The sequence below is a fragment of the Rubrobacter marinus genome (assembly GCF_011492965.1).
GTDB classification, from domain to species: domain Bacteria; phylum Actinomycetota; class Rubrobacteria; order Rubrobacterales; family Rubrobacteraceae; genus Rubrobacter_F; species Rubrobacter_F marinus.
Window position 1 is genome coordinate 169,855 of sequence record NZ_CP045122.1, and the last position, 16,114, is coordinate 185,968.

The 16,114-nt window shown below is 68.4% G+C and carries 15 protein-coding genes and 1 pseudogene; 3 read left to right on the forward strand and 13 right to left on the reverse strand.

Annotated features, from left to right (window positions below):
- Nucleotides 1-630: 630 nt before the first annotated feature.
- From GBA65_RS22070 to GBA65_RS22080, 3 genes are all read right to left on the reverse strand, one after another.
- Nucleotides 631-1,758 (reverse strand): hypothetical protein, encoded by a 1,128-nt coding sequence (locus GBA65_RS22070; protein WP_166398779.1) that lies wholly within the window; start codon nt 1,756-1,758, stop codon nt 631-633.
- Nucleotides 1,755-3,035 (reverse strand): hypothetical protein, encoded by a 1,281-nt coding sequence (locus GBA65_RS22075; RefSeq protein WP_166398780.1) that lies wholly within the window; start codon nt 3,033-3,035, stop codon nt 1,755-1,757. The genes GBA65_RS22070 and GBA65_RS22075 overlap by 4 nt, the downstream gene beginning before the upstream one ends.
- Nucleotides 3,036-3,453: 418 nt before the next feature.
- Entirely contained in the window at nt 3,454-5,595 is a 2,142-nt protein-coding gene (locus tag GBA65_RS22080) for an SWF/SNF helicase family protein (protein WP_166398781.1), read from the reverse strand.
- Nucleotides 5,596-5,646: 51 nt separating this feature from the next.
- Here GBA65_RS22080 and GBA65_RS22085 point away from each other — a divergent pair, with 51 nt between their 5' ends.
- From GBA65_RS22085 to GBA65_RS22090, 3 genes are all read left to right on the forward strand, one after another.
- Nucleotides 5,647-6,054, forward strand: coding sequence for a hypothetical protein (locus tag GBA65_RS22085; RefSeq protein ID WP_166398782.1), 408 nt, complete (start codon nt 5,647-5,649; stop codon nt 6,052-6,054).
- Nucleotides 6,055-6,515: 461 nt separating this feature from the next.
- The gene (locus GBA65_RS25700; RefSeq protein ID WP_266096629.1) at nt 6,516-6,638 is read left to right on the forward strand and encodes a hypothetical protein; all 123 of its coding nucleotides are present in this window, start codon (nt 6,516-6,518) and stop codon (nt 6,636-6,638) included.
- 350 nt (nt 6,639-6,988) lie between these two features.
- A complete protein-coding gene (locus GBA65_RS22090) occupies nt 6,989-7,201 on the forward strand; it encodes a hypothetical protein (protein ID WP_166398783.1) in 213 nt (70 codons plus the stop codon).
- 241 nt (nt 7,202-7,442) lie between these two features.
- On the opposite strand, the gene GBA65_RS27040 is transcribed toward GBA65_RS22090, so the two are convergent.
- The 10 genes and pseudogenes from GBA65_RS27040 to radC form a co-directional block, all read right to left on the reverse strand.
- A complete protein-coding gene (locus tag GBA65_RS27040; protein WP_456115083.1) occupies nt 7,443-7,760 on the reverse strand; it encodes a hypothetical protein in 318 nt (105 codons plus the stop codon).
- Nucleotides 7,757-8,398: a hypothetical protein gene (locus GBA65_RS22095; protein ID WP_166398784.1), complete on the reverse strand. Its 642-nt coding sequence runs from the start codon at nt 8,396-8,398 to the stop codon at nt 7,757-7,759. Before GBA65_RS22095 ends, GBA65_RS27040 begins: the two co-directional genes overlap by 4 nt.
- Nucleotides 8,399-8,405: 7 nt before the next feature.
- Entirely contained in the window at nt 8,406-8,666 is a 261-nt protein-coding gene (locus GBA65_RS22100) for a hypothetical protein (protein WP_166398785.1), read from the reverse strand.
- A 339-nt stretch (nt 8,667-9,005) separates the two neighbouring features.
- The gene (locus GBA65_RS22105) at nt 9,006-10,127 is read right to left on the reverse strand and encodes a DUF6744 family protein (protein WP_166398786.1); all 1,122 of its coding nucleotides are present in this window, start codon (nt 10,125-10,127) and stop codon (nt 9,006-9,008) included.
- A 110-nt stretch (nt 10,128-10,237) separates the two neighbouring features.
- The gene (locus tag GBA65_RS22110) at nt 10,238-11,698 is read right to left on the reverse strand and encodes a vWA domain-containing protein (RefSeq protein WP_166398787.1); all 1,461 of its coding nucleotides are present in this window, start codon (nt 11,696-11,698) and stop codon (nt 10,238-10,240) included.
- Nucleotides 11,683-12,924: an AAA family ATPase gene (locus tag GBA65_RS22115; RefSeq protein ID WP_166398788.1), complete on the reverse strand. Its 1,242-nt coding sequence runs from the start codon at nt 12,922-12,924 to the stop codon at nt 11,683-11,685. Before GBA65_RS22115 ends, GBA65_RS22110 begins: the two co-directional genes overlap by 16 nt.
- A gap of 208 nt (nt 12,925-13,132) precedes the next feature.
- Complete coding sequence (locus tag GBA65_RS22120) at nt 13,133-13,633, reverse strand: hypothetical protein (RefSeq protein WP_166398789.1); 501 nt, start codon at nt 13,631-13,633, stop codon at nt 13,133-13,135.
- Nucleotides 13,634-14,055: 422 nt separating this feature from the next.
- Nucleotides 14,056-14,496 carry a hypothetical protein gene (locus tag GBA65_RS22125; RefSeq protein WP_166398790.1) on the reverse strand — a complete coding sequence of 147 codons (441 nt, stop codon included), beginning with the start codon at nt 14,494-14,496 and terminating at the stop codon, nt 14,056-14,058.
- Nucleotides 14,493-15,065 (reverse strand): WecB/TagA/CpsF family glycosyltransferase, encoded by a 573-nt coding sequence (locus GBA65_RS22130; protein WP_166398791.1) that lies wholly within the window; start codon nt 15,063-15,065, stop codon nt 14,493-14,495. The genes GBA65_RS22125 and GBA65_RS22130 overlap by 4 nt, the downstream gene beginning before the upstream one ends.
- Nucleotides 15,066-15,141: 76 nt before the next feature.
- Nucleotides 15,142-15,977 (reverse strand): annotated as a pseudogene (gene radC, locus GBA65_RS22135) (RadC family protein).
- Nucleotides 15,978-16,114 lie beyond the last annotated feature (137 nt).

Genomic DNA, 16,114 nt, shown 5'->3' on the forward strand with positions numbered 1-16,114 from the left:
CTCATTACCTATGTGGGGCACGCGGAACAGCGGTCAGGTCGTCACGGCCAACACCAAAGCCCCGCGAGGGCTACGAACCCGATCCCTGCGCACAAGGTAACGAGCTGGGGGAGCAGACCGTCTTATCTAGCATCGGAGACTGCCGCCCCGCGACCCGGCGGACCGCTATCGTGAGGAGAACACACATCCCGAGAGCTGAGGCGGCGAGTTCGGTGAGCATGTATTCGACGAACCCGAACGACTCCGAGCCACGCGCGAAGTACAGGACGAGCGCGACCAGGCCCAGGACGGCGGCATCTTGGATCCGTGAAATCCGGGAGCCACTTCGATCCCCACGCTCACCGTTTTGCGTTCTCAGGTGCTCATACCTCCTTCCCTCACGGTTCCCGAAGCCCTTATACAAAAAAGAAACGCCCAACCCTGCGCTGCGGGTCATGCTACACCACGGGCTGGTGGCAACCCTACCGCGATCTCGAGCTCGTGAAAGAGGCCGAGGGCAAAGGGTAGGAGCGCGATGCGGAACGACACGGGCGCACCGGGTACAAGATGGAGCAGCTACTAACGGAGCTCGGCGAGCCGATCGCGGTCTCCGGCGACCGCGTGGAGTAGACCCTGAGCGCGAGACGTCGTCTACTTCAGCCGGTAAGCGGACCCGCCACCGGTTGAAGCGGCAGAGCCGCCGTCTTCCTCGTCTGCTTCCCATAGGCTCGCGGGTACCTCGGCCGCATAGGAGAGCGCCGAAAGAACCTGCCTGCCGAGTTTTGCGGAGCCGGCATCTAGCACCCCAACCTGCAACTTTGGAGCGTCTTCACTGCCCAAGCCCTGCCCAAACAGCTTGTAGTCCAGTGCCTGCGGTACCGTAGAAGCAGCAGCCGGCTGAGAGATCAATGCCCCCACGACGCCGACAATCTCTTCGGTGTACTCCGGCGAGGGCAGGTCCTCGAAGAAATCAGTGTCCAAGGCCAGCTTCGCCAACTGACGCGCCTTGTTGGGGGGGACATCCCCGAAGGTAAGCCTCTTACGAGCATACTCGGACCACTCCTCCTCGGGGGTCCATTTGGTCTCGCAGGCGAAGCGTACCAACATCACCCCGGCGACAACGGCGGCGTTGTAGCACGTGCGCAGCCTGAGCCAGCGCGCCTCCTCAGGCCCCTCGTCCGCCCGCTTGCCTACGGATGAGAGCGTCTGGATGATGCGGTTGAGGTTGGTGAGCGGATGGCCTACGAGCAGCATTTGACGTAGCTTGAGTTCTTCCTTGGCAAGCTCTCTTACCAAGTCGCCGTCCTGCTGCTGAACGCGCTGCTTCCTCAGCGTCGTCAGCCGGTCGAGCGCGGGGTCGGCTTCGCCGTAGGGCGAATAGGACAACTCACCGTCCGCTGCCTTGCCGGAGACTTCTCTCGTCTCCACAATTTCCACGCCTCCCTGCGCGCTGAACTCCCTAGCTTGCCACGGCACGCGGGGCAGCACCACCACCGCGCGATCGACGCGGGCGAAGGAGGCGAGGCCGCGGGTCCATAACACCCTCTCGTACGGCTTGGGCCTCTTGCGATCCTTACAGTCGGCGATTAGTTTCTCCTCCGCGAGTGGGACGGAGAACCTGATGGCAAGCACGTCGATGTCGGTCACATCGGCGGAGCCCGCCGCAACCGCGAGCTTGACGCCCCGTCTCACCAGATAGCCCAAACCCTGGAAGTAAGCCGCCGTTTGCAGCTCCAGCCCCGGGCCCTTTCGCTCGATAGAGCCTCCGGAAGCACTCATGTTCTGAGCCCCTCCATGAATGCCCTTACCGACTTGGCATCGTGACGCACGATTCGCCTGTAGGCGGCGACTTGCGGGGCCTCGGGGCCCGTGTAGCCTAGCGGTAGTTGCAGGTTTTGCGGAACGGATCTCGCCGCTATGGTGTCGCTGACGCCCGACTCGAAAAGGTCGAGCACTATCTGCGCTGGTTCCCGCCTACGGAGTTGCATTGAGAACTGGTTGCCGACTCGGTCGCCGGCCCGCACGGTCCGGATCACTCCGCTGGCCTCAAGGGGCACGTAGTCCTGCCCTATAGCGGTGCACGGTCCAACCTCCCCCTGGCTCAACAAGCGATCGACGAGCACGGCAGGATCGTTGATGCGTCCCCTGGACACAGTGCTCCTGAGCTGCCCGTAACGGAACGAGGAGAGCAGCATCTTGGCATGGTGGAAGACGTCATCCTCCAAGTGGGAAGTTTGACTCCCGACGGAAGGCGGGGCGAGCCCGGCGGACGTCACGAACTCGACGCTGCCGCTAGGGCTAGGAACCTTGGAAACGTCCAGGATACCGAGACCTACTGCCAAGCCCTTGGCAGACTCGGAGAGTCTGAGTTCATCCAGAGGCATCCCCGGTCGCCGGCCGACTCGCTCTATGGCTTCGTCCAACTCCTCACGGCGCTCATCGGAGAGCATCGGGAGGGCCTTGGCGATGCCTTTCACCTTGTCGCCGAATTGGTAGCGGTTGAAGTAAAGCTTTTGGCGCTGGTCTATGGTCTCGGCTACGCCCAGGAGTTCGAACGATGAGACGAGCTCGATCAGGTGGTCGGCATCCTCCTCGACGAGTAGATCCGAAAGGTACTCCTTGACCTCCGACGAGAGACGGGGACGGAGTAAGCAGAACTCGAGCAAATCAGGCAGCACCCTCTCGAACCCGCTCAGCGCAAGCCCCGACAAGATGTCGGAGGTTGTAGCGAGAACACGCTGGCGGCTGAAGGCCAAGACTTCGTACGTGTTACCAGTAGCGTCCCAATCCAAGCACCCGTAGGCTTTGAGGGTCGGCAGGTAAGAAGTAGTAAGCTCCGGACCACCAATACCGCAGTTCCTCGCGTGCGTCTTGACCCTACGGAGGCTTAGCTGCTCCGTAGTATCGCCCGACAGCGTGATTAATAGGTTGCCACACTTCCCCGCAAAGTCGATGTTCTCCAGATGTGATAAGCCGGGGTGGCTCGGGTTAATCTCCGACAGGTGCTTGCTTGTGTTGACTATCCAAGCCCCACGCCTTGAGGGGGAGAGGTCCATAACATTAGTATAGCTTAGACATATTCACGCAGCCGAGGTGGGCCCGGAACTGCTGCTTAGAAACGCGTCGCGCTCCCGGGCCTCGGCGACGAGGCACTCGACCAAGTTCGTCACGGAGGTGTTGCTGTTCTTCGGCAGCTCCGTGAGCACGACGACCGGGATGCGGCCCTCCTCGTCGTAGATCCTTACGCGGCATACCCCTCCCGGGCTTCAAAGTCTGAAGAAGCCGTGCTCGTAGTCCATGATCTTCTTCATCTCGGGTCCTCCGCCTCTTGTGCGCTCACCGGAAGACCGTCCGGAACCCCGACGGGTGAAGCGAAGGAGGGGGGTGCCGGAGCCCCGGACGATCGCCCGTCTGGGCGTCCGGGGCCACGGCCCCGCCGGGCGGATGTCGCTGCCCGCCCGGGGCCTGTTGGGTTTAGGCGGCCCGCCGCCGACGTCGCTGCTTGCGCGGCGGGGCCTCGGTCTCGAAGGGCGCGGGGTCGAAGAGGGAGACCTCCTCGAAGGGGCCAGCCGGGATCTCCGAAACCGGCCTGGGCCGACGCGCGGGTGCTGGGAACGCCCGCGGCGTCTCCGCGCTGGTGCTCGAGGCGGCGCCGAGCGCGGCGAGGAGGGGCGGCATCTTTCGCCAGGCGGCCAGGACCTCCTCCTCCGGGACGAGGTCCTCGGCGGCGTTGAGGCCAATGCCGCGCCGGCGCATCTCGCGCAGCTCCTCGTTCCAGTTGACGGGCTTCTCGTCCCTGGGCAAAAACTCGCCGTCGAAGGCCAAGTCGCTGGAGTCGCCCTTCTTCTGCAGCACGCCCCACTTCGTCTGGGCGATGCTTTGTCGCGGGATGATCACGTAGATGTTGACGGGCTTTTCGCTGGTGAGGCGGTGGACCCTCTCCACGAACTGATCCAGGACGAACCACGAGTCCGGCAGGCCGAGCAACGCGACCGAGGAGGCCGCCTCCAGGGAGTGCCCGAGCTTGAGGGCCTGCACGCCCGCGCACAGCACCTGCGCGTCGCCCTCGGCGAACTCCCGCACGGCGCGGGCCCGCTTCTTCGGGCTCTTGGTTTGGGTGGTGCGCTCGGCCCCCTCGCCCCTTACCTCGGTGATGTGGTTGGCGCACACGCCCTTCTCCGCGAGCGCGCCCGCAACGAACGGGCCGAGGTCCTTCAAGCAGGAGCCGACGAGCACCTTCTCGCCGCATCCCGCGCGCTCGAGGACGATCTCCAGGAGCTTGAGCATGGCCGGGGTCCAGTTCGACGGTTCGCCCAAAGTCGCGCGCGCCGCGGGCCACTCCAGGGTGGCCGGGTCCCACCCGGGCATCGTCGCCGCGGCCTCCAGCCTCCAGCGCTGGCCGAGGCCCGCCGCCCACTTCTCCACGAGGCCTTCCCTGACCAAGGGGTGTCCAGGGTAGCGCCACGCGAAGTAGTCGGGGAAATTCTTCAGCCAGTAGGCGTGCATCTTCTGCTGCAGGACCCCCATCGGCACCTCTATCGGATGGTACGTCAAGGGGACCAAAGGCTCGCCGGTCTGCTCCTTGCGGCAGCGGCTGACCGACGGCTGGGTGATGCGCCAGAACTGGGAGACGTTCGTGAGGATCGGGAGGGTCTTCTTTCGGACCTTCAGGTGCTCCTCGCCGTCCTCCCTGCGGCCGTGCAACACCTCCTGGACGTTGAACTCCTCGGCGTAGCGCTGGCTGCCGTCGTAGCCGTAGGGGAAGGCGACGCTTCCGCCGCCGAACGCCCACCAGAAAGCCCAGAAGGTGTCCTTGGCGTAATTTTTCTGCGGCGTGCCGGTGCCGCCGTAGTTGTGGGCGCCGCCCTGGCGCCTGGTGCCGCGGGCCAGAGCCCTCAGGGCCTCGGACTTCTGGGAGTCGCCGCTTATCTCCGTGAGCTCGTCGACGCACTTGACGCCGTCGCGGAAGGCATTGGTGAGGTGGGATGCTGCGGGCTTGACCCTGAGGCGGGTGTGGACGTAGCCGCAGCCCTTGAGGACGCATCCGGCGCCCCCTCCCCCGGACTCGCACGCGCGACCGTGGGTGACGCAGTACTTCGTTGCGGTGCAGACCTCGCCGTTCCAGCCGGCGTCGGTGTCGGCCGCGCACTTCGGGCAGCGGTCGTGGGTGGTGACGGCGGCGGCGAGGTCCGGGTCGTCGAGGTAGTGGACGTAGGGATCCGCCTCTTCGTGGCCCTTTGCAGCGTTCTTTGGGTCGGCCTCGGGTTGGGCCGCGCGTCGCTTCTCCTGCTTGTAGTCGTACAGGCGTAAGGCGAGGGCCGTGCGCCCGTCGACGATCGCCTCCGGGAGCGTCTCGCGCTTGCGCCCGACGCGGGAGAGGGCCTCGAAGTGCGTGATGAAGCAGCGGGTCTCTTCGGGGTTGTCGCGGATCTCGCGGGCCACGCGGCGGGCGTCCTGAGGGCTCCCGATCACCTCGAAACGCTCGCCGAAGAACTTCTCCCGCTGGGCCTGCCATTGGGGTATGAGGTCTTGCGGGACGCAGAAGAGCTCCTGCGGGGCGGCGCCCAGGCGGATCTCGGCCTTGGAGATCGTCATGAGCTGGTAGCTCTTCCCCAAGCCTTGCTTGTGTCCGAGGACGCCGCGCCTCTTGACCAGGAGGCGCGAGTCGTGGTCGAGCTGGAAGGGCTTGAGGGCAAGGTCGGTGCCCTCGAGGCCGTAGTCGCGCTGAATGTCCGCGAGGACTCGGCGGTTCTTCTCGACGAGCTCGGGGTGGCGGCTCGCAACGCAGCCGGGGTCGGGCAGCTCGAAGTGCTCGAGGAGGTACGCCGCCGATTCTTTCGACTCGTCGAAGGTGTGGGCCCGGTTGCCGGAGTTGTCGTGGGTCCCTATGGTGATCTTCAGGAGGCGCCGGATGAGGGTGAACTTCCGCTTCTCGGGGTGCCGTCCCTCTTCTCGACGATCCTCTCCTCGACCTCCTCTTCGGGGCGCGACTCCGTCCTGAGGTCGTACTCCTTCCCGGCGACGAAGCCGTGCTCGGGTCGTCCTTGGTGCAGCGGATCTTCTCGAGGTCCGTGAGCCAGCCCAACCTCATGTGGCTTCGGACGGGGAAGAGGGGCGTGTTGATGCGCAGGGCCTCGGCTACGGCGCGCTCGGCGCGGGCCTTGAGCTCCGGGGAGAGGGAGAGGACGCCCTCGGCCTCCAGCTCCGCGAGGGCGCGGTAGCTTTTCGGGTTCTGGCCAAAGTAGCCCGCGTTCTGGCCGTGGAGGTGCTCGACCTCGTGCTTGCGCTTCCTCTCGGAGAGGACGAGCCTCGCGTAGGGACGGGGGAGGGCCACCACCTTCTGGCCGCGCAAGGAGACGTCGTGATCGCCCCTGAGGGCGTCCCTCCCCTCGGCGTCGGCGCGGGTCCTCCGGCGGGCCTCCTGGGCGACGGCGCGGAAGGCGGTGGGGAGCCCTTCGTCCCCGTTGCGGAGGACGATGCCGCAGCGCTTGGCCCTCGCGGCGGTAACGTCGTAGGCCAGGTCCGGAAGGTCGTTTTTGGGCGCCGAGAGGCGCAAGGGCTCGGGCCGCACGCGGTTGCCGGGGGGCACGAAGAAGGCGATCGAGCACGGCAGCGCGACGCCGTCGAAGAGCGCGCCACTCACGTCGACCACGGCGTAGATGCCCCGGGCCTCCGGCAGGGGCATGATCTCCCGCGCGAGGCGCTCGGTTCCGAGCACGATCGCGCCCTGGCCCAAGGGCGCGAGCAGGTCCAGCGCCCAGAGGTAGGCGAGGATCGTGGAGTTTTTCGCGGCGGCGGAACGGGAGGCGTCGCGCCAGGGGAGGCCGAACGGGGGGTTGGCGACCACGGCCGGCCAGCGGAGGCCCGCCGCGCGGAGCATGGGAACGACCCTCTGGACGTCGCCCCAGGCCGCGCGGTAACGGACGCCACGGGGCTCTCCCGCACCTCCCTGGTGCGCGTCCGTTTCCCCCGTCCTCCGGGTGCCGGCTTCCGCCGTCGCGGCTCGGACGTGGTCGCGGTCTATCTCTATGCCGTAGCGGGCGCGCACGTCGAAGTGTGCGAGGAGGTTGCCGGCACCCGCGGTGGGGTCGAGGACGGCGTCGACGGGGCCGAAGACGTCGGCGACGAGCCGGGCGGCGGGTTCCGGGGTAAACCACTGCTGGAGGCCCACGGTCGAGGAGCCGCCGCGGTGCTTCTTCAGGACGGAGCGGGAGGAGTCTAAGACCTCGTCGGTCAGGGCGCCGCCGAAGAGCGAGCCGTGCTTCTCCGTGGGACGCTCCGGTTGCGGGGACGTTTCTTCGTGGGGGACGGGGTCGAAGGCGCGTTGGGTCATCGGGCCGGGTCGCTCCTTTCGCGAAGTCGTGGGGTGCTCCTTGCGCGAGAACGGAGGCCCGAAGGGCCGAGCGTCCTCCCCTTTCGGGGACGCTCGGCCCGGGGTCGATGGGGGACGGGTTGTTGCGGGATCAGAAGAGCATCGGCTGGGCGCCGTCGCGCCCGTCGGGCGGCCGCTCGCGAGGCTTGGGCCGCGCGGCGGCTGGGCGCCGCCGGGTGGGGGCAGGACCGCTGGGCGTCGAGGCCGGGTTTTCGGCGGGCGCGCTGCGGGGGCCCACGCCACCTCGGCGGCCGGCGACGCGCGAGGTGTGGTGGACCGGGTTCTCCACGTTGCTCAGCGGGCTCCCGGAGGGGGTCAGGCACGGGGATCCGGGTGCCTGCCCGCAATCGGGACAAGCCCTGGTTCGGGGCTCGTGGCCTGCTTGGGGCCGTTCTTCTTTTGCGCTCATCGGGGGGAAGTCTCCTTCGGCGGGTGGGACGGGACGTCGGGCGAAGTAGCTCCGGCGGCGCCGTAATACTCCGGCTTCTCCCGAAGTGCTTCGGCGTAGAACAGATCGGCGAAGAGGGGGTACTTCTTCTCCAGACGGGCCTTGAGCCTCTTGCGCCTGATGCTCTGCTTCGAAGCCAAAGGGAGCTCGCGCCGCGGCGGCTCGACGAAGCCCACGCAGTGGGACCAGCCGGAGCCGAGGCCGCCCAGATTCTCCAGCTTCTCGAGGATGGCGGACGGGGTGGAGGAATCCTCGTAGGGGACCTCGACGTAGAGTTGTTGCCGTTCCATCCCGTCGGGGGGGTCGGTGTAGGGGTTGCCCCATTCGACCGCGTGTTGCCGCTTGAGGGTCGTGGCACGGCGCTCTACGGGACAAACTCGGGTAGATCCCGCGGGTGCGCGCCCAGGCGAGCAGGTCGCGCAAGGGTCCTCGGGGCCAAACACGTAGACCTCGACGTCCCAGTCGTCGAAGTGCACGGTGGTCTTGAGGCCGCGGGCACCTGCCTCGTCGAGGAGGTCGGCTTGCTTCTTCGCGTTCTCGGCGATCTCCCGGGGCTGTTCTCCGAGAACGCGCATGGAATGGAAGAGCGCACTGGGCACGGTGGGGCTACTCCTTCGGTTCGATGGCGGCGCTTGGATCGATCGTCTCGTCGGTCGGGTTCTCCACCTCCAGACGCTCGAAGACCACCCCGAGCTCATCGAGAGCGAGCCGCGCTTCTACGACTGCCTCCTCGGCCGAGTAGTAGGAGAAGCCGACGAGGGCCGAGAAGGACTTGCCGGGGAGGAGGATCTCCGCCTCGTAGGGGTGCGAGCCGTCCGACAGCATCTCGCCGACCCTGACGGTGGCTTTGAGGGTTTGTGCGTGCACGTTATGTGCTCCTCTTCGTGCCGGGGACCGCGGACGTCGTCGCGGGCGTGACACGGTGCTCCGGGGGAACGAACTTCTTGGCGGAGGTCCCGCGTGGCCGCGGGCCGGCCTGCGTGCCCTTCGTGCGGCGGCAGCGGGATCTGCTGCGCCTGTTGAAGCGGGCGAGGGCGCAGACGTGACGGGTCGGCGTGTCCCCCTCGGCCCCGGAGACGACGTGGGGACCGGAGAGCCAAAACTCCGTCCCGGAGCCGTCGGAGCCGAGGTAAGCCGCTCTGGGCCGCGCCGTCGCGGGCGACCCCTTTCGTGCGGTTGCATCGGGAGGGAACTTCGGGGACCCCATCACGGCCCCACGCGCCCGAGGAGCGCCTTGGCCTCCCTGGCGGCGACGTCGAGGTTCGCTCGGGCCTCGGTGGCCTGCATCTGCAGGAGCTCCTCGTACTCGGCGACGTTCTCCTTGAGCTTCCTGACGCGCTCGACGAAGCCGCGCCCGCGCCGCTCGGAAACGGGCTGATCCTTCTTGAGGAGCGAGCTCATCTCCTTGATGAGGCTCTCGGCCTCCTTCTTGACGAAGAACTCGAGGCTCTCGGCCAGGACCTCGCGGTACTCCTCGCGGTCGACCAGGGGCACCTTCATAGCCATCGAGGCGCGCGCCGTCCTGGTGGGGGCGTCCTCCGCGCGGGAGCGGACCTCCTCGACGAAGAGGAGAATCTTCTTCGCGTAAGCGGAATGGTCGCGGGGGACGAAGTACATCCCGCCGGAGTTGCGAAGGGGCACCGCGTTCGCCTCTAGGAGAACCCTTCCTAGGACCCGGCGCGCGGCCTCGCCGTCGTGGCGCCGCCTCTCGAAGTCGTAGTAGCTCTTCAGGTTCGCGATCGCGGCCACCTCGACATCCAGGAGCTCGTCGTCGGGGACGTCCCCGTCCTCGTAGCGGCGCTCGACGAGCACGGTCCCGTCCGGGGTGCCGTTGCGGTAGCGCGGGGAGACGCGGGCCACCGAGCGGTACGAGAGCCTGGCGTCGTCCGCGTCGAGGATCTCGGTGACGAGCTGCTTGACGCCGCGCGAGGCCGTCCGGAACAGCGCGTTCGCGTAGAGGGCGGCCTCCGCGTTTGCGGAGTCGTCGGGTCCGGCGCAGCCACCCGGGATGCGTCGGTGCTTGGCCTCGGCCGCCTCGGCGGCGCGGCTCAGGGCCGAGGACGGGTTGGGCAGGTGCGGCGTGAGGCGCTTCGCGTCGAGGTTCGCCGCGGCGATGGCGGCGGCGAGGGTCTCCGGGGTGAGCCGGACGGCGTCGGAGACGGAGTACCAGACGAGCTCCCCGAGGAGGACGTCTTCGGAGGCGGAGCCCGGCCCCTTGCCCTCGGGCTTCGAAAGACCGTCGCGTGCGTTGGGACCGAGGGCCACGAACCCCGAGTCGTTGTCGGGGTTCTGGCTCGTGTCGAAAAGGTCGAGGGCCACCTGGTTCATGGCGCGAACTCCTTTACTTGAGGGTGGGGCCGTGTCCGTGCTCATAAGGCACGGCCCCACCGCGGTCCTCAGGATCGGAAACGCGGGGTCGCGCAATCGGCCGGCGGGTGCTACAAGCTGTCGAAGACCTCGCCGGCGGCGTCCCTGGCGCCGCTCGCGCGGGCGAGGTCGTGGGCCTCGACGACCTTGTCGCTGAAAGGCTCGACGGAGCCGGCCCTCGCGTCCTCCCCGACCAGGACGGTCACGAGCTTGAAGCCGCGGGAGGTCTTCTCGGCCTCGAGCCCGGAGACGTCCTCCTCGGCGAGTTCGCACCTGCCGTCGGTGACGAGCAGGAGGTCGGGGATCCCCTCGCCGGGCTTGGGGCCCGCGGAGACGAGCTCGAGGGCCCGGGAGACGGGGGGCTCGTACCTCGTCCCGCCGTCGGCCTCGACGGTGCCCAAAGCGAGGAACTTCCTGACGTCCTTTTCTCCGGGGGCGAGCTCGGCCTCGAGGACTATCCGGGCGTTGAAGAAGATGGCGTGGACGCGCCGGGCCGCAGTTCCGGCCCTGCCGGCGGCGTGGGCGAGCGCGAGCGCGACGGCCGACGCCCACTCCATCGGCGAGCCGCTCATGGACCTACTCGAGTCGATCATCGCGATCACCGGCCCGCGCCCGACCGGCTCGTCGGTGGATAGGGAGTAGGAGGGGACGCTCCTCTCGGAGAGCCTGCGGTAAAAGTCCAGCTTCCTCAGCGGGTTCTTCGTGCCGAAGGCCGCGGCGAGCTCGGAGGGGAGAGCGCGGGCCATGTCCCCGGAGGTCTCTATGCCGTGGATCTGGTCGCGGTTGGCCCTAGTCTTGCGGCGCTCGGACGCGCGGCGGTGGTTACGCATCCTGCCGAGGAGGTCGGCGAGGTCGCGCATCCTTTTCGTCCGGAGCTTGCGCGCGATCTCGAGCCTCTCGCCCAGGGGCACCGTCCGGAGGTCGGCGGGCTTGAGCCCCCAATCCCTCAAGGCCCGCGCGTGTCCCGCCGCCTCGGCGCCGGAGGCCTCGACGGCCGCCCTCGCGAGCGCGCGGAGCCCCGCGGCGAGCCCCGCCGGCGCGTCTTCGTCGCCGGGGCCTCGTTCCGCCTGGCGGTCCATCCACCCCTTGAGCTCGGGGCGGTTAACGAGCTCTTCCAGAAAGCGCCTCGCGGCCTCGATCGTGGCCAGGGCGCTCGCAACCTCGTCGGTTGCGGTGTCCAGGCGCGCGATCATCGTCCCCTCGTCCTCGCGCAGCCGCTCCAGGAACGGTCGGTTCGAGCGCAGGTGGGCGGGGTCCACCTCCGACGGGTCCACGAGTTCGGGGACCATCTTGAAGAAGGAGGCGAAGAGGTCAAGGAGGAGCGGGGCGAAGGTTACGGGGGCGTCGTCTCCGGCCCTCCCCACGAGCGCGCGGAGCTCGGCTTCGGCGTCGAGCATCTCCTCGAAGAGGCGGGCGTCGTAGCGGTCTATCGCCACGTTGTTCTTGACGAAGCCCGGCGCCTCGCCGCGGCGCTCGGAGAGGAACGCCCGGAGGCGCCCCAGCTCGTCGGCCCCGTTCAGATCCCTATGCACTTCTGGGTCACCTCCTCGTTCATGGCGGTCGTCTTCTGGAGGAGTTTCGATATGGCGGCGGGATCCGCGCCCGAATCCTTGGCGGCTTCCTTCAGCTCGAAGAGCCTCCTCGCGGCGTTCTTCAGCGCGGTGATGGCGTTCATGCCGGCCGTCGTCTCGTCCTCGCGCGCCTTCTCGGCCTCGGGGGTCTCGGCGTCGCCGTGCGCCTTCGCCGCGCGGTGGGCCTTCATCGCGGCCGTGTAAGAGTCGTGGGCGGCGTCGAAGAGGCGGTGGGCGTGCGCCGCGTGCGGGTTGGCCTCCTTGAGGACGATGCGGGTTACCTCGGTTATGTGGTCGGGGTCCTCCCAGAGGGCGTGGGAGAGCACGGCGAGGTCGCCCCGGACGGCCGAGGTGCGTCCCTCCAGGTACGCCTGGGCCTTCACCAGCGGGACGAGCGCGGCGCGCCGGCGGTCGGACGGGACGATCTCCCGGTCGGCGAGGGCGACGAGGATGTCGTCGATCGCGTCGAAGACGGGGGAGACGTCGACGCCCCTGGCCTGCTCTGCGGCCTGCTCGATCTCCTCCTCGGTGACGATGGGGGAGAGGGGCGCCCGCCGCTCGTTCGAGTTCGCCCGCTCCATCATCTTGCGCTGGCTGGCGCGGTCCTTGAGGTAGGAGACCTCGTAGCGCAGCATGAAGCGGTCGTGGAAGGCGTCGAGGTTATCGTCTCGGCCGTCGGGGAGCTCGTTCGAGGTCCCGACGACGAGGCGCAGGGGGACCGCCCTCTCCGGCTCGGTTCCGTTCTTGAAGACGCCCTCGTTCAGGAGGGTGAGGAGCCGACTCAGGACCGTGGGGTTGGACTTGTAGATCTCCTCGAGGAGGCCGACCTTTGCCTCGGGGAGCATGCCGGCCGTGTTGCGGCGGAAGGTGTCCTCCTCGTAGCCCTTCGCGGAAACGGGCCCGAAGAGCTCGTCGAGCACGGAGTCGCGGGCGAGTTGGGCGCGGAAGTAGGGGTCCTGGCCCTCGGGGACCCCGGACCATGCAACGGCGTCGCAGAGGAGCCTTGCCAGGGCGCTCTTGGCCGCACCCTTGGGGCCGAGGAAGAGGACGTGGGCGCGGGCGATCAGGCCGATCAGGAAGCCGCGTATCTCCTCTTCGCGCTCGAAGACGCGCGAGGAGATCGCGCGTTCAAGCTCGAGGAGCTTCTCGCGGGGGTCCTTGTAGTCGTCGATGCTAGCCGGTTGCATGGGGCGTCCTCCTCGTGGTCTCGTGATCTCCGAAGAAGCCCGCCCGGGCCGCGCTTGGTGGGAAAGGGGAAATGGGTGATGTAGGAGGGGTGCGCGGTGGCCGGGCGGACGCCCGCAAGGCGGCCGGCCAGCCGCGCAGTTTCGGTAGTGGTAAGGCGAAAGGGGCGCGGGGACTTGCCCAGTTCCGGCTCCGGAGCTCAGGCGCCGCCTAACGGCGGCGCAGAACCGAGACGATCCACTCGGAGTCGGCGACGGTCACCGATCTCGTGATGGGAAAGAAGTCGGGGAGGAGGGTCTTGTAGGAGCCCTCCCCGGCGTCGGGCACGAGGGGGACGTGCAGGCCGAGAGCCTCCAGGACCTCGCGGGCCCTTGCCGGCGGTGCGGGGAACCCGGCCTCGCTCGAGACGACGCTTATGAGGTGCGGCGGGTCCTCCTCCGCGAGCCACTCGACGGTCAGGTCGTCGTAGCCGTGGGCCCTCAGACGGCGCAGGACGAGCCCGACCCTGGTCTCGTCGGTCCCGGAGATCACCAGGTCGACGTAGTCTCCCTCGGAGTTGGCGTCTTTCCCGTAGCGGAAGGCCAGGGCCTCCGGGTCGTGTGGGTCGGCGTGCTCGCGGGCGATCTGCTGGGCGACGGCCTGGCGCGTGGCCTGCTCTATGACGTAGAGCGGATCGTAGGACTCGGTGCGGGTTACTGTGATGGTGAGCACGGTCGGGTTCCTCGCAATCCTTTCGGGTAGGGTGCGGCCGCGGCGTCCGGTCCTCGTGTGTTCAACGTGGCCCGGAGCGCAGTTCTTCCTCGGCCCGTCGCCCGGAGAGGATGATGGCCGCCTTCTGCCTGGCGGCCTCCTCCTCGCGGGCCTTGTGGTTCGCGTGGTGGGGGAGGGGACCGCCGAGGGATCGAAGCCCTCCAGGGGTGCGGCAGTGACCGGGGCCCGCTTGACGGAGACGAAGGGCGGGGCCCCGCAGTGGGGGCACCGCACGTCGCACGGGCCGAGTCCTTCCCTTTCGATCCTGGCCGCCCGCGCCACGCGACGCTTCAGCTCCTTGCGTCGTCTCCTCGCCTTCGACGCCGCGCCGTGGAAGTCGAGCTCGGGTTGGGTCGGGAGATCGGGGCCGTCTTGCCCGCGCATCAGCACCCCCGGATGGTGGGCTCGGCCTCGCGCTTCTCACGGTCGTAGGCGCCGTTGGCGACGGAGCGGACAGCCCCGAAGGTGCGATCGAGGTGGTCCAGCACCTCCCCGTCGCGAGCATCCGGGGTGCCTTCTTCGCCCGCCAGGACCTCCGGCAGCTTCGCCCTGGCGAGTTCGAGGTGGCGCACGAGGTCCTCGGCAGCGAGCATCCTGCGTCCCTCCGCCTGGGCGTCCTCCAGCTTGTCGAAGAGTACGACCGCGGGCTCGTAGCCCAGGCGGCGGAAGCTCGCCTCGAGGGCAGCGACGGCGGCCTCCGGCGTGGCGCCTTGCTCGACGCCCATAAGGAACGGCATGGCGCCCCAGACGACGCCGGCGCTGAAGTTCGGCGGATCGCCGTGGATCTTGTGTACGAGCACCCCGAGGGTTTTGGGCTTGCTCATCCCTGTCCCTCCCGGCCGCTGGCGGCGCGCGCTGCTGCTACGACGTAGGCCGCGACGTCGCTGTTCTCGGGGTAGGCGCGCGCGAGCCGCTGGAGCGCCCGCTCCTGGGTGTCCTCCTCGCCGGGAATCTCCAGTCCGAAGGCCTCGGCGTAGGCGCACAAGGCCTCCTCCGCGCCGGCGTGGCGCTCGGGGCTTGGGGTGCCGTCGGAGAGCGTGGCCTCGTGCCACGCGAATCGCGCATGGACGATCCCCTCGCGGAGCTCTCGCGCCTGCCGGAAGCGCTCCGCGCCGGGTACGTCCCCGTCGCGCGGGGCGGGGGGCACGGTGGGGTCGTGCTTGCGGTACGGGGCGTGGTCGTCCACCTCCTCCGGGAAGACGTGGCTCTCGAAGTCGTCGGCGAAGCGGACGAGGAAGGTGAGGGGGACGTCCCGGTCGAGGTCGAGGTCGTAGCCGACGACGGCGCAGGCGTGGCCACGGCGGTCGGCGAGGACGTGATCTTTGCCCACCGGCCGAAAGACGCCCGTGAAGTGGTACTCGGTGGGCCGGAGCGGGTTGTTTTCTACGGGCATGCGTAACCTCCGCGGTGGATGGTCGAGTGGAACGGCTCGCGAGGGTGCCCTGCAGGGCGACCGCACCGCACAACTACTAAAGTAGGCCCTGCGCCTTCATGCTCAGATAGCCGTCGCCGACGATCAGGTGGTCGAGGATCTCTATACCGACGACCTCGCTTACCTCGACGAGCCTGCGGGTTGTTTCGCGGTCCCCGTGGCTCGGCCGAAGGTGCCCGGAAGGGTGATTGTGGGCGAGAATCACGGAAGCCGCGCTCGCCTTTATGGCGGCTTGAAGACCTCTCTGGGGTGGATGGAGCAGGAGGACAGGCCGCCGACGGCGATCGTGGGGCTCCCGATCACCTCGTTTTTCGTGCTCAGAAGGAGGCAGACGAAGTTCTCCCGGTCGAGGTCCTGGAGGCGGTCCTTGAGCAGGGGGTAGGCGTCCTCGGGGCAGGAGATCGTGGGCCGTCCGGGCTCCTTTCGGGCCGATGCCAGGCGCTTGCCGAGCTCCACGGCGGCCAGGATCTTGGACGCCTTCGCCTCTCCCACTCCAGGCGTCTCGAGCAGGTCGTGCAAGGAGGCTCCCCGGAGCCCGACGAGCCCCCCGCCGGGGACCTCCGAGAGGACGGAAGCCGCGAGATCGAGCGAACGGCGGTCGGCCGCCGCCCCTCCAAGGACGATCGCGAGGAGTTCCGCGCTCGAGAGCCCTCCTGCGCCGACCTCGAGGAGGCGCTCGCGCGGGCGAAGCTCGGCCGGAAGTGCCCCCGAAAGCCGAGGCTCTAAGGCGGCTCGCGCCCCGCGCGCCCGGTCGTTGCGCGAGGAACGGGCGGGGACGCTCTTCGGCGCTTCGTCGCCCCCGTACGCGAGCGCTAGGGCCTCCTGGACGTAGTGATAATCCTGGGCCCTCGTCGGGTACTCGTTTTTCGGCATGTTGTCCCTCCCTTTCTTCGGCGGCCCTCGCCCGGGTTACTGCTGGCTAATTCATGGCTCTACTCTGCGCAGAGCGGCGCGGGGTACCCCCCGGCCGCCCTCGTCCGGGAACCGGGCGACCGGGGGGTAGCGTCTGC

Bases quoted from the DNA above. Each gene is read 5' to 3' on its own strand.
- GBA65_RS22070 (WP_166398779.1), bottom strand. From the start codon at position 1,758: ATGAGTGCTTCCGGAGGCTCTATCGAGCGAAAGGGCCCGGGGCTGGAG.
- GBA65_RS22115 (WP_166398788.1), bottom strand. From the start codon at position 12,924: ATGCAACCGGCTAGCATCGACGACTACAAGGACCCCCGCGAGAAGCTC.
- GBA65_RS22125 (WP_166398790.1), bottom strand. From the start codon at position 14,496: ATGAGCAAGCCCAAAACCCTCGGGGTGCTCGTACACAAGATCCACGGC.
- GBA65_RS22105 (WP_166398786.1), bottom strand. From the start codon at position 10,127: ATGAACCAGGTGGCCCTCGACCTTTTCGACACGAGCCAGAACCCCGAC.
- GBA65_RS22075 (WP_166398780.1), bottom strand. From the start codon at position 3,035: ATGGACCTCTCCCCCTCAAGGCGTGGGGCTTGGATAGTCAACACAAGC.
- GBA65_RS27040 (WP_456115083.1), bottom strand. From the start codon at position 7,760: ATGAGCGCAAAAGAAGAACGGCCCCAAGCAGGCCACGAGCCCCGAACC.
- GBA65_RS22130 (WP_166398791.1), bottom strand. From the start codon at position 15,065: ATGCCCGTAGAAAACAACCCGCTCCGGCCCACCGAGTACCACTTCACG.